Origin of the sequence: Burkholderia territorii (assembly GCF_902833055.1) — a bacterium.
GTDB lineage: Bacteria > Pseudomonadota > Gammaproteobacteria > Burkholderiales > Burkholderiaceae > Burkholderia > Burkholderia territorii.
Genome location: NZ_CADFEJ010000001.1, coordinates 999,918 through 1,012,760, shown reverse-complemented (window position 1 = coordinate 1,012,760; position 12,843 = coordinate 999,918). Strand labels below are relative to the sequence as shown.

Annotated in this window: 13 protein-coding genes; 11 read left to right on the top strand and 2 right to left on the bottom strand. The window is 59.9% G+C overall.

Features of this window, described 5'->3' with window-relative positions:
* The first annotated feature begins 83 nt into the window (after window positions 1-83).
* The 11 genes from HW466_RS04435 to HW466_RS04385 all read left to right on the top strand — a co-directional run bounded on the left by HW466_RS04435 (window position 84) and on the right by HW466_RS04385 (window position 11,919).
* Entirely contained in the window at window positions 84-1,565 is a 1,482-nt protein-coding gene (locus HW466_RS04435) for a DUF3138 family protein (protein WP_151002930.1), read from the top strand.
* Window positions 1,566-1,626: 61 nt separating this feature from the next.
* A complete protein-coding gene (locus HW466_RS04430) occupies window positions 1,627-2,781 on the top strand; it encodes an ABC transporter ATP-binding protein (protein WP_151002928.1) in 1,155 nt (384 codons plus the stop codon).
* Window positions 2,778-3,743, top strand: a complete 966-nt coding sequence (locus tag HW466_RS04425) for an ABC transporter permease subunit (RefSeq protein ID WP_059773246.1) — start codon at window positions 2,778-2,780, stop codon at window positions 3,741-3,743. The genes HW466_RS04430 and HW466_RS04425 overlap by 4 nt, the downstream gene beginning before the upstream one ends.
* Before the next feature lie 5 nt (window positions 3,744-3,748).
* Window positions 3,749-4,549: an ABC transporter permease subunit gene (locus HW466_RS04420; RefSeq protein WP_151002974.1), complete on the top strand. Its 801-nt coding sequence runs from the start codon at window positions 3,749-3,751 to the stop codon at window positions 4,547-4,549.
* Window positions 4,550-4,723: 174 nt separating this feature from the next.
* Window positions 4,724-5,497 carry an IclR family transcriptional regulator gene (locus HW466_RS04415; protein WP_059869408.1) on the top strand — a complete coding sequence of 258 codons (774 nt, stop codon included), beginning with the start codon at window positions 4,724-4,726 and terminating at the stop codon, window positions 5,495-5,497.
* Window positions 5,498-5,595: 98 nt separating this feature from the next.
* Window positions 5,596-6,264 carry an AroM family protein gene (locus HW466_RS04410; protein ID WP_059773256.1) on the top strand — a complete coding sequence of 223 codons (669 nt, stop codon included), beginning with the start codon at window positions 5,596-5,598 and terminating at the stop codon, window positions 6,262-6,264.
* A gap of 56 nt (window positions 6,265-6,320) precedes the next feature.
* Window positions 6,321-7,073 carry a dipeptidase PepE gene (pepE, locus tag HW466_RS04405; protein WP_414127690.1) on the top strand — a complete coding sequence of 251 codons (753 nt, stop codon included), beginning with the start codon at window positions 6,321-6,323 and terminating at the stop codon, window positions 7,071-7,073.
* Window positions 7,074-7,263: 190 nt separating this feature from the next.
* Window positions 7,264-8,889: an OPT/YSL family transporter gene (locus tag HW466_RS04400; RefSeq protein WP_203385195.1), complete on the top strand. Its 1,626-nt coding sequence runs from the start codon at window positions 7,264-7,266 to the stop codon at window positions 8,887-8,889.
* Window positions 8,890-8,936: 47 nt separating this feature from the next.
* Complete coding sequence (locus HW466_RS04395) at window positions 8,937-9,878, top strand: DUF1177 domain-containing protein (protein WP_151002926.1); 942 nt, start codon at window positions 8,937-8,939, stop codon at window positions 9,876-9,878.
* Between the two features lie 194 nt (window positions 9,879-10,072).
* Window positions 10,073-11,200 carry a porin gene (locus tag HW466_RS04390; RefSeq protein WP_239006118.1) on the top strand — a complete coding sequence of 376 codons (1,128 nt, stop codon included), beginning with the start codon at window positions 10,073-10,075 and terminating at the stop codon, window positions 11,198-11,200.
* Between the two features lie 506 nt (window positions 11,201-11,706).
* Window positions 11,707-11,919: a hypothetical protein gene (locus HW466_RS04385; protein ID WP_151002924.1), complete on the top strand. Its 213-nt coding sequence runs from the start codon at window positions 11,707-11,709 to the stop codon at window positions 11,917-11,919.
* A 50-nt stretch (window positions 11,920-11,969) separates the two neighbouring features.
* On the opposite strand, the gene HW466_RS04380 is transcribed toward HW466_RS04385, so the two are convergent.
* Entirely contained in the window at window positions 11,970-12,272 is a 303-nt protein-coding gene (locus HW466_RS04380) for a hydrogenase maturation factor (protein ID WP_174905639.1), read from the bottom strand.
* Between the two features lie 86 nt (window positions 12,273-12,358).
* On the bottom strand, window positions 12,359-12,781 hold the full coding sequence (locus tag HW466_RS04375; RefSeq protein WP_059944044.1) for an NUDIX hydrolase: 423 nt from the start codon (window positions 12,779-12,781) through the stop codon (window positions 12,359-12,361).
* Window positions 12,782-12,843 lie beyond the last annotated feature (62 nt).

Below are 12,843 nucleotides of genomic sequence, written 5' to 3'. Positions count from 1 at the left end.
CGCCGCATGACGGCGTCTCACGGAATGAATGCCATGCTTGTTAATACGCATAACGAAATAATTTAAGGGTGAGGAGGCACGAGATGCAGAAGCGGATTGGAGCGCTGCTGATGGCCTGCATGCCGGCCGTTTCCCACGCGGACACGGTCGTCGACGAGTTGAAGGCGCAGTTGCAGGTATTGCAAAGAAAGGTCGAGAGTCTGGAGCGTGCCGCGAAGGATGCCCCTGTGAAGCCAGGCGACGCGAACCGTGGTGTTTCCGAGGAAGAATTCTCCGACCTCAAGCAGCAAGTGGCCAGACAGAACCTGCAGGTCGAGACGCTGAGTACGGCGGCGAGCGAGGGGCCGATCGCAGGCCTGTCGATCACCGGCTATCTGGATCCGATGTATCTGTACAACCGGAATGCGCGCAGCGGCGGTGTCTCGTTTCTCGATCACAACGGCGGGTATACGTACTATGGCGGCAACATGGGCGATGTGTACCTCGACATCAAGAAGACGTTCGGGGTCGGGCCTACCGCACCTTCAGCCGAAATCCAGATTCAGCCCAATCGCGGCGCCGGCAATACGACGCTCGACGGCGCCAAGGGAAACAACATTTTCAATACGGCGTTTGTAACGATCCCGCACGATGACACCAATCAGTTCCTGTTCGGCCTCATGCCGAGCGTCGCAGGCTATGAATCGCAGCAATCCAACCTGTTGCCCACGCTGACGCACAACCTCCTGTACGACTTCAGCATCCCGGGTTATTTCGTCGGCGCCGGATATAACGGGTCCAAGGGCGACTACAGCTGGAAGGTGATCATCGGCAATGCACAGAACCTGACGCACGCGGCCACCGCCTCCGATTCGAGCGGACGCCTGCATACGAGTCTCACGCCGATGATCAATTGGCGGATCGATCGCAGCAAGGGGGCCTGGGACGTTGGCTGGGCAGGCGCGATCGGTCGGCAGGCGATCTATTCGGGCAATGCCGGCGGGGATTGCGCGTCCGGGGGCTTCGGCTACAACTGTACGACTGCGTCGCCGTTTTCGACGTACATGTTCATGGACATCGATGCGACCTATGCGGTCGCGGACACCACGTTCAACGCGGAAATCGACGTCGGCAAGCAGAAGCATGCCGCATGGAACGGACGGGACGCGACGTGGTGGGGGCTTTCCATGCTGTACACGCGTAAGTGGCACCTACCGACGATCGGGTTGATGGGCGTCGCATTGCGCTGGGATTATCTGAACGACAGTCGCAACGGTGGCGGCGGCGGGAACACCTATGTTGGCGGCAGCGCGCTGGCAGGCGTCGCTTCGCCCGGAACCGACGGGCTGAACGGCTTTGGGATCGACCCGTCCTGTCTGGCCGCGTCGAGCGACAACGGACTCGAATGTCGCGGGGCGAATCGGCAGGACGTCGCATTCGACCTGATGTTCTACCCGGCCGTGAACTACACGATCAAGGTCGAATACCGCCATGACTGGGCAAACAAGAGCGTGTTCCAGCGCGCGGACGGCTCTTGGCGAAAGAGCAATGACGTGATCGGCACGACGCTGGTCTATACGTTCTGACATCGCGCATGACACGCGTACCGACCCAATCCGATTTCATTTTCAGTTAAACGGGTACTCCATGAATCTCACCGATGCCGCACCGCTGTTTCAGCGGCCGACCACCATAAGCGAGCCGCCGCGCAGCGACGCGGGTTTCGTCCGCATCGAGAAACTGGTCAAGAAGTTCGGCGATGCGGTTGCCGTGCACGAAGTCGATCTCTGCGTTGGCAAGGGCGAACTGTTCGCATTGCTGGGCAGTTCCGGATGCGGAAAGTCGACGTTGTTGCGCATGCTGGCCGGCTTCGAGACACCGACTTCGGGCCGTATTCTCGTCGATGGAACGGACATTACGGAATGTCCGCCATATCGGCGGCCAGTCAACATGATGTTTCAGTCATATGCGCTGTTTCCGCATCTGAGCGTCGCGCAGAACGTCGCATTCGGTCTGAAATGGGAAAAGATGACCCGGCTTGCCCGCAGGGAGCGCGTCATGCAGATGCTTGAGCTGGTGCAGATGACTTCGTTCGCGAGCCGGTGGCCCGACCAGCTGTCCGGCGGGCAGCAGCAGCGTGTCGCGCTTGCGCGATCGCTGGCAAAACAGCCGAAGCTTCTGCTTCTCGACGAACCGATGTCGGCACTGGATCGGCAGACTCGCCAGCAGACGCAACTGGAACTCGTGAAGATCATCGAGAAGGTCGGCGTGACTTGCATCATGGTGACGCACGACCAGGAGGAGGCCATGGCGATGGCTGACCGCCTCGCGATCATGAGCACCGGAAACATCGTGCAGACAGGAACGCCTCGCGACGTCTACGAGTATCCGAACTGCAGGTTCACGGCGACTTTCATCGGCACGACCAACATTCTCGAAGGGACCGTGCGCGAGCTCGGCCCGGATCATGCGGTGATCCGCTGCGAGCAAGTCGAGTCGGAAATCTACGTCGACCACGGCATCGCGGGAACGCGTGGCATGGCGGTCGCCGTTTCGATACGGCCGCCCCGAGTCAGAATCTCGCGTCGTCGGATCGCCGGTCAACGAAACTGTGCTGACGGTACGATCGTCGATGCGGTTTACATGGGCGACTATTCGAGCTTCCATGTCGCGCTGCCAGGCGGCAAGACCGTGGTGTCGCATGTGCCAGTCGCGGGCGTGACGGGAGAACCCCTGCCCGTCGTGGGGCAAGAGGTCTCCATATGCTGGGACGCCGACGATGTAATGGTGCTGACGGCATGAATACTTCCCGCATTCAATTGACGTGGCACCGCCGGCTGCCGGGCGCACTGCAACGCGTACCGGCGTGGCTTGGATCGATTGTGCCGAGTCGGCGCAGCATCGCGATCGCCGTGCCGTCGGCCTGGCTCACTGCGGCGCTCGCCATTCCGTTTCTGCTGGTCATCAAGATCAGCTTTTCGGACGTCGCGCTTCGAAGCCCGCCCTATACGGACACGTTCGTCGTGTCGGATTCGTTGGTTCGGATCGTATTGAGCCTGCGGCATTACGCCGACGTGCTGGCGGACAGTCTCTATGTTTCGACTTACTTCAGTTCGCTGAAAATCGCGGCGATCTCAACCGCGCTTTGCCTCGTGCTCGGTTTTCCGTTCGCGTATTGCATTTCGCGAGCGTCGCCGGCGCGCAGGAACGTCCTGCTGCTTGGTGTGATGTTGCCATTCTGGACGTCGTTCCTGCTGCGGGTCTATGCATGGAGCGGCCTTCTCAAGGACGACGGCATACTGAACCGAACCCTGATGGCAATCGGGCTGATCGTGTCGCCGCTACGGCTCTATCACACCGATATCGGCGTCTATATCGGAATGGTGTACTCGTACCTCCCGTTCATGATCATGCCGTTGTGCGCGCACCTGATGAAGATGGACATGCGCCTGCTCGAGGCGGCCTACGATCTCGGCGCCGGGCCGGTGGAGGCGTTCTTTCGCGTCACTATCCCGCTTGCTCGAAACGGCATTGTTGCCGGCAGCCTGCTGGTGTTCATTCCATCGGTCGGCGAATACGTGATTCCGGAGCTGCTCGGTGGATCGGGCACGTTGATGATCGGGCGGTTGATGTGGGACGAGTTCTTCAACAATATGGACTGGCCGGCGGCGGCAGCCATTACCGTTGCGATGATGGTGTTGCTGCTCGTGCCGATCGCCGCATTTCAGCATTATCAGAGCCGCGAGCGTGGAGGTACGGCGTGAAGAACTTGACTGGAAAGGCGAGCGTGCTCGTGCTCGTTCTCGGATTTGCATTCCTGTACGCTCCGATCGCGAGCGTGATCGTTTACTCGTTCAACGATTCGAAGCTGGCAAGCGTATGGTCCCACGCATCGTTGAGATGGTATGCCGCGCTGATGCACGACGATGAACTGCTGCATGCGGCCGGTCTTTCGCTGAAGATCGCACTGACCACTGCATGCCTGTCGATCCTGATCGGTACATGGGCGGGCTTCGCTCTCGCGCGATTCAGCCGCTTTCGCGGGCGGCCCGCGTTCTCGCTGCTGATCAATGCACCGCTCGTCATCCCTGAAGTAGTACTCGGCATCGCATTGCTGCTGTTGTTCGTCACGCTCGAGCAGTGTTTCGGCTGGCCGCCCGGACGAGGCTGGGTGACGATGGCGATCGGGCATACGGTGCTGTGCGTTTCATACGTCGCGGTCATCGTTCAGTCGCGCGTGAAGGAGCTGAATATCGCGATCGAGGAGGCCGCGCTGGATCTGGGGGCAGGGCCGGTCGCCGCTTTTTTCCATGTGACGCTGCCGGCGATAGTTCAGGCGGTCGTATCCGGATGGCTGCTGTCGTTCACGATTTCGCTCGACGACCTCATTCTGTCGGCGTTTCTCTCCGGGCCGGGTGCGACCACGCTGCCGCTGGTGGTGTTCTCGCGCGTACGTCTCGGCATGAATCCGGAGATGAACGCGTTGGCTACCGTGATGATCGTTGTCGTATCGCTGATCGTGTTGACGGCGAGTGGCATCAAGCGCAAGCAGGGTCGATTTGCGCGATGAAAGGGTAGACGCATTCATGTGTCGATGGGTCCGCCGAGGCTCCATTCAGACGCGGGATCGAAGCAAGGTCGGACCGTGTGCCGGCCGTTCGGGAAACTACTACTGGTTGTCTAGGGAGGTTCTCGCCATTATGTTTCTTATTGTGGAACGTAGTTCCAAAATACGGAACCAAAGATGAGCTCTCTCGAAAACGCCAGCGCGATCCTGCAGCTACTGACTCGGCTGCGCCGGGCCGTCACGGTCAGCGATGTTGTTCAGCACCTCGGTATGCCGAAGAGTTCGGCATCGCGCTTGTTGAAGCAAATGGGCGAGCAGATGCTCCTCGAGCGCGACCCGGGAACGCTTGCCTACGGTCCCGCCTTGATGTTGCTCGAGCTCGCGCATATGGTCCGGGCGTCGACGCCATTACTCAGCATGATGGACAAGGCGCTGAGCGGATTGTGCGAGCAGACGGGGCACACGGGCTACATCTCGGTGCTCGACAAGCAGGAAGTCGTCGTGCTGCGTGTCCATCCGGGTATTCATCCGCTGCGCATGGTCACATTTCCGGGGCAACGCGGTCCCGCTTGGGCCGGTTCGACGGGCCGGGCACTCCTGGCGCGCGAGACCGACCAATCCATCGTGCGCTTGTTCCCCGATGGGTTGCCCCCCGCTTCGTCTGCCGCCCCGAACTCCATCGACGAACTCATGCGGCGGGTCGCGGAAACGCGGCGCACCGGTTTTTCGGTCGCGCTGGACGAATCGTTACCCGGGATCGGGGCTGTCGGATGCGCAGTCGGCGATCCGTCCAGTGGCGAGTCGTTGGCGTTCAGTCTCGCGTTTCCGCTCACGATGAGTTCGCCGACCGAGGTTGACCGCCTGGCTGCGATGGCGCGGGAGCAGGCATCCCAGCTTGGCCGCACCGTGGGAGACCCGTTCTGGTCGACACGATCGGTATCGGCCGCTTAGCGGCGGGAGGCTCCTCCCTGTAAGCGCTCTGCGCATTTCGGGGGTCGAACTAATCCGGAAACGATGCTCCTTTGGTTGATGAACGATTGGGTAACTGGATGCTTGCTACGGTGACGATCGGCCAGGCGCCGCGGACAAATATCGCGTCAATCGTTGAGGCGGCAATGCCGCGCGGCGTGAAGTGCGTCCATGCCGGGGCCCTGGATGGACTGACGAAAGATGAAATAGATGCGCGCTTCGCACCGTGCGGGAGCGGGCGGAAACTGGTGACGCGCATTGCCGACGGTACGGCCGTGGTCCTTGACAAGGAGGCCGTCGGCAACGCACTGCAGGAAAAGATCATGCGGCTTGAAGAGCAGGGATGCGACGCAATCCTGTTGCTTTGCACGGGTGAGTTCGATGGGCTTTCGTGCAAGCGGGCGCGTTTGTTCGAGCCGGACAAGATGATTCCGCCGATCGTCGGCGCGCTCGCACGATCCGAAAAGGTCGGGGTCGTCGTGCCGCTTCCCGAGCAGATCGAAACGGAAGGGTCGAAGTGGCGAATTTTGTCGACGCCAGCCGAATACGCGGCAGCGTCTCCCTATACCGACGACTTCCGGGAATTGTCCATCGCTGCACGTACGTTGCGTGGACGCGGCGCCCGGATTCTCGTGCTCGACTGCATGGGATACGAACAGCGTCATCGTACGCATGCGGCGCGAGAGGCGGGGTGCCCGGTGATTTTATCGAATACGCTGGTGGCAAAATGCATCGCCGAAATGTTGTGAGTATGGATGCTGTCCATGCATCTCATGGGGCGACGTACTAATTTAGGAAAACGAAATTGAAACATCTTCTGTTGATGAGCAGTTCGCGTAAGGGTGGACTCGGGTATCTCGAGCATGCGCGTGAGCAGATCGGCTTGCTGTTGAACGGACGTGCGAAGCGCGTCCTGTTTGTGCCCTATGCCGGTGGCATTACGTCGACCTACGACGAATACGAACAAATGGTCCGGCCCGTTTTCGAACAATGGGGCTTCGAACTCGAATCGATTCATCGAAGGCAACCTCTCCAGGCGATTTCCGAGGCTGAGGCGATCGTGATCGGTGGCGGCAATACGTTCGCGCTGCTCAAGCGACTGTATGACGAACGCATCGTTGACGTCATTCGGGAGCGTGTATCCAACGGCATGCCGTACGTCGGCTGGAGTGCCGGCTGCAATGTTGCTTGCCCGACGATCCGCACGACAAACGACATGCCGATTGTCCAGCCGCCGACGTTGCGTGCACTTGGATTGGTTCATTTTCAGGTCAATCCGCATTTCATCAGCGGAAAGATCGCGGGGCACAACGGCGAAAGCCGGGAGGAGCGAATCGCCGAGTTTCTTGCGATCAATCCGAACGAGCATGTCGTTGCACTGCCGGAGGGCACTGCACTGCTCGTCGATGGTGCCGCGGGTATGGTGATCGGTGATCAAGGCGCTCAGCATTTCCTCGATCAACGGAGAGTCGCCGTGCTGCCGGCGCAGGAGATATTTAATCTCAATTACATCAAGGGGCCGGTGATCGACGGAAGCTGGTCGATCTCGCAGAGGTGATGGGCGTGTCTTCCATTGACGGGAACGAGAAGCGGTTTTTCCATTTCAGGTGAGCGGTCCCGGCAGTTTCGAAATCGTATGCATATTACTTTGCAGTCCATATAGTACGTCGACCAAATACATTCTGGATGCCGTCTCCACGCAAGACGGTGTTCCTGTCGAATTTGTCCTTCAACTTTGGAAAGTCATCATGGAAACAACCACAATCGATACCGCACCGGATGACGGTGAAAATCAGATGCGGCATCCATCGGCGTTGTCGCCTGCAACGCTCGTCCTGATTGTAGTTTTAAGTGTATTTGGTGCCGTGATCGGCATGGAGTTGCTGGTGAAGGTGGGTGTCACGCCGGTCACGTCGATCATCGGCGCGCTTGTCGCGATGATTTGCGCTCGCATCCCGTTGCAGATGTTCTCGAGTTACAAGTCGCTGCACGTCCAGAACCTGGCGCAGAGCGCCATTTCCTCGGCCACCTTTGGTGCTGCAAACAGCCTGTTGCTGCCGATTGCCATTCCGTTCGTAATGGGAAGGACTGATCTCATCGTCCCGATGTTCTTTGGTGTCGCACTCGCCATGCTGCTGGACGGATACATGCTTTACCGAATGTTCGGCACCAAGATCTTCCCGGAGGCCGGTGCATGGCCTCTTGGCGTCGCAGCGGCCGAGGCGATCAAGGCTGGCGATCCGGACAGCAAGCAGGCGCGCTGGTTGGGTGCCGGGCTGGGAGTCGGGCTGCTCGGCTCGTGGCTGGGAATTCCTATGTCGGTTTTCGGCACGGCATTCATCGGAAACATCTGGGCGCTCGCCATGCTGGGAGTCGGCTTTCTGGTCGGTGGATACTCGCAGACACTCTTTGGACTGGAGATCGGCAAGGCATACATCCCGCACGGCATCATGATCGGAGCGGGTCTCGTCGCCTTGCTTCAGGTGTTCTGGCTGGTGATCCGAGACAAGAAGCCGCAGTCGTCCACGCGCGAAGCCGGTGGTCGCGTTTCCGCTGTTTCCGTCCCAAGCTTTCGCAGCGCCATTGAATTCGGGGGAATCGCTTACGTTGGTCTCGCCGCGCTCATCTCGTTGGGAAGTGGCCTCTATGCAGGCATGTCGCCCGGAATGCTGGTTGCATTCATCGCCTATGCTGCTTTTGCAGCCTTCGTACACGAGTTGATCGTGGGTATCGCGGCGATGCACTCGGGCTGGTTTCCGGCCTTTGCCGTCGCACTGATTACGCTGCTCGTGGGCATGCTGATCGGATTTCCTCCTGTCGCGCTCGTCGTGCTCTGCGGCTTTTCGGCGGCGACGGGTCCCGCATTCGCAGATATGGGCTTCGACCTGAAAGCCGGATTCGTGCTGCGTGGTGAAGGAAAAGACCCCGCTTTCGAACTTGCAGGGCGGCGTCAGCAGCTGCTGGCCGCCATGATCGCGTTCGTGATTGCAATTCCTGTGGCCTACGTCGCCCATTTCATTTTCTTTGCGCATGGTCAGGTGCCGCCCGTTGCGAAGGTCTATGTCGCCACGATCAAGGCGGGAATTGCACCCACGGTCATGCACGCGCTGATTCTGTGGTCGCTCTCTGGCGCAGCCCTTCAACTGTTGGGCGGCCCGAAACGGCAGTTGGGTGTGCTGTTTGCGACAGGCTTGCTGATCGCCTACCCGGCGGCCGGCTGGGCCGTACTGGTCGGCCTTGCGGTACGAATCGTCATCGAGCGGAAAGCCAGCGTGGAGACGCAGAAACGGATGGAAGTCTTCGCGGCGGGAATGATCGCGGGCGACGCGCTCTACAGCTTTGGCGAATCGCTGATCGCGAGCCGTGCAGGCTGAGCCTTTGAAGAAAAATCCTTGAAAGAAACCTGAATGGAAGAAGTTCGATGAGTCTCACCCAAACCCTGGAAGTCTTTGAAGCATTGGACAGCGGTCACGCGTCGGGCCAAACGGTTACCGATCTGTTCGCGCAGTATTGCCGTCATGGCGTCGTCGTGGAGGCCTCGAAATTCACTGGCGACAAAGGATCAACGGACTTCGTCAAGATCACCATCCCGGGAAAACGCGGAAAACGTAAAGGCGGAACTGCGCCAAGTCTGGGCATCGTCGGGAGATTGGGCGGCATTGGTGCGCGGCCGTCGCGCATCGGGCTGGTCTCCGACGCCGACGGGGCGATCGCCGCGGTTGCATCGGCACTCAAGCTCGCCAAGATGCGCGGGCATGAAGACGAGCTCGATGGCGACGTGTTCGTTACCACGCACATTTGCCCGAATGCGCCGACGCTGCCTCGCGAACCTGTGGATTTCATGGATTCGCCGGTTCCTCCGGAAGTGTTCAATGCCCATGAGGTGTGGTCGGAGATGGACGCAGTGCTGTCGGTCGACACGACGAAGGGAAATCGCATCATCAATCACAAAGGCTACGCGATTTCGCCCACGGTGAAGGACGGATACATCCTGCGCGTATCGGAAGACTTGCTCCGGATTATGGAAATCACGAGCGGGAGACCGGCCGTGACGTTTCCAGTCACGACGCAGGACATCACGCCGTATGGCAATGGGGTATATCACCTCAACAGCATTCTGCAGCCCTCGGTCGCCACGAGTGCGCCGGTCGTCGGCGTCGCGATCACGACGGAAAGTATGGTCCCGGGATGCGGGACAGGGGCGAGTCACGAAACCGACATCGCTCTGACCGTCAAGTTCATCGTCGAAGTGGCCAAGGAGTTTGGCCGCGGAAAATGCAATTTCTACGATGCCGCGGAGTATTCCCGGCTTGTCGAACTATATGGATCCCTCGCGCATCTGAAAATTTCGAACGACGCATAGCGTGCCGGATATTGGCGGCAGGCGGAGCGCTGCTCTGAACATGACGACGTGAGCATCCGCTTCGGAAGTGGGGGAGACTAATGTAGATTCGTGTGTATCAATCAATACTACTTATCAATATACGAGTTTCAAACGACTGTAACGGGTTTGGAGAAGCTGCTCCTGAGCAGATGATCGAAAAGGTGAGGATGACGATGAAGAGGAATGCAATCGCCGGCGCCATGTGCGCGCTGGCAAGTGTGCCCGTGTTCGCGCAAAGTTCGGTAACGATCTACGGCATCCTGGATGCCGGGCTGACGTACGTCAGTAACACCGGGGGCGCACATGCGTATTTGTTCGACGATGGCGTGTCGTACGCCAATCGTCTGGGGTTCAAGGGCACTGAGGACCTCGGAGGAGGCAACAAGGCCGTGTTCAGGCTCGAAAACGGTTTCGGGCTTGGCTCGGGCAAGCTTCGCCAGGGCGGTGCGCTGTTCGGGCGCGCTGCATATGTCGGGCTGGCCAATGACATTGGTACGTTGACGCTCGGAAACCAACGGGATTTCGCATTTGACTTCACGTCGAATTACAACGTCAGCGCGTTTGCCAATGGTTATGGCGTGCATCAGGGCGACTTCGATCGCCAGGGTGGCGACAATATGAACAACGCAGTCAAATTCGTGAGCAACGACTTTCACGGATTCGTTGTCGGAGGGATGTATTCCTTCAGCAACACGGCGGGCAACTTCCGTGACGGCAGTGCATGGAGCGTGGGCGCGACGTATACGGCCGGCGATTTTTCGGCAGGAGGCAACTACACGCGCCTGAACTCGCCGCGAGGTCTTGCCGGCCTTGATCCTTACGCACAAATCGGCGTCAAGACAATGCTCGGGCAGCCGGTCGCGACGGTCGATCCGGCGACCGGTGCGGTAAAGAGCCAGTACTCGAGCACGCCGTTCAAGGTCGACTCACAGTCAAGTTTCGGGATTGGCGCTCAATATGCGTTCGGTAGTCTCACGGTCAAGGGCGACTTCAGTGACACCGTCTTTAAAGGCTACGGCAACTCGTCTTCGATGCTGGTCTATGAAGGCGGCGGTATTTATCAGGTCAGTGCGCCGCTTTCTCTCATCGCAGGTTACCAGTACACGACATTCGAAGGCCATCACTGGCATCAGGTAGCCACTGGGGCACACTACCTGCTTTCGAAGGCAACGGATATTTACGCCGGTGTGGATTGGGTTCGCGCGTCCGAGGGTGTCGATGCGGTGATCGGCTACAGTTTCACGCCGTCGTCAGGTCGTACGCAAACTGCGGCACGTATCGGGTTGCGCCACGATTTCTAAGTGTGCATGGAGACCCGCATCGCGCGAACGGTGCGGGTCTGCTTGCAGCGGGCCCGATATGGGTGGCCGTCTGTCAGGAGCCATCTTTGATCGACGGCGAGTGACCTGGGCTACGTGAGCGATGTTTGGGGGAGCTGGCGGCCTTCTCCAGCGCCAGGCCCGTCGTGCAGAGATTGTGACAAAGCCCGCATACGCAGGCCTCGTACCGTCACAATTACTTTTCTTTGCCTCTCCGCGCCCGACCGTAAGGCGCCAGGCTTCTCGACCGCTCGCTATTCGCGACCCAATGGCGCGCATTCCGGAACACGGAGAACGAGTCGGTTTCCGGATCTGCGAAGCACGTGGCCAGTCGCTGGTCCAGGGTCCATTTCGCAATCGGCGAAAACTTGATCGGTGAAAGCACTGAATCCGCCCCGATTATTTCGCGGCTATAGTCGAAGCAAGAGCGATAGCCGCGTGCGCGATGCGCCGCCGCCGTTCAGGCAACGACTGTAGACGGATGCTGTATGAAAAACACAATCGAAAAGACCACCGGACCGGTATGGGGTGTGGCGGCGGGCGTGCTCCTGGCTGCCGCGGGACTGAGTCTCGGTATTTTCCCGAAATCGCTGAACAGCGCGGGAACCGCAAACGACTTTCTCGCATCCGGCGTCGCGATGCTGGGGATCTTCCTCGTCGTCTATTCCACGCACGAACTACGCCGAAAGCGCCCGAACTGAGCATCGTCGCACCGTCGATCCGCGCAGAACGTCCCAGACCATACGCCGGTTCAGGAGTGCGCCCGCCCGTCGACCGAGCCGGAATCGACCAACAGGTCGTCGACGATGATTTCGCCGGCCGCGCGACCCGCGCGCAACGCCTCGCGTGTGTCGTCGAACAGGCGGCCGCCCTCGTCGCCCAGCCGTACTGGCGCCAGCAGGCGCGGCGCGACGCCGGCCGCGCGAACCTGCACGATCGCGACGAACCCGAACCGCAGCGCGCCGGGCGGCGGCGCGTGCTCGCGCGGCGGGTCCAGCCGGAATTCACAGCGGACATCGATCGTGTATCCGCGGTAGGTGTACGCACTGTTCATCTGCAGCTCGCTCGAAAGGGAACGCGACGACGGACCGTGCGCGCATCATATCGGCTCGCGCGAGCGGTTGGGGGTGGGGTGTCTACCTATTTGAGGATTTCGTGCCGATAGACGAGTTCGACGATGCGCTTCGTCGGGATGCTCGCCCGCAGCGCATCGACGTTGTCGATCCGAAACCACTTGCACCTTTCAATCTCGTTGCTCGCTTGGGGCGTCTGCTCCGCGCCGACTTCTGCGAAGAACACGTGGTGCACCTTCGCGAGCCCGGTGAACTGCATCGAATAGACGAGGTTCTGGCCGACAATGCCGGTTTCCTCCAGCAATTCCCGATGGGCAGCCTCGAGCGGCGTTTCGCTGCGCTTGATCGTGCCGCCGGGCAACGCCCAGCGCGACGATACGCGCGCAACGAGCAAGACCTGTTCTTCGCGGTAGCAGACGATGGTCGCGCGTTCCTTGAAGGGGACCGCGCTGGCTTCCGGCGTATTCGTGGAGACGGGGGCTTGAGGCATGACCCGATTCTAGCGACAGTCGGGCGCCCGGCCAACCAGCGGCCGTGGAGTGCGACGCGGCC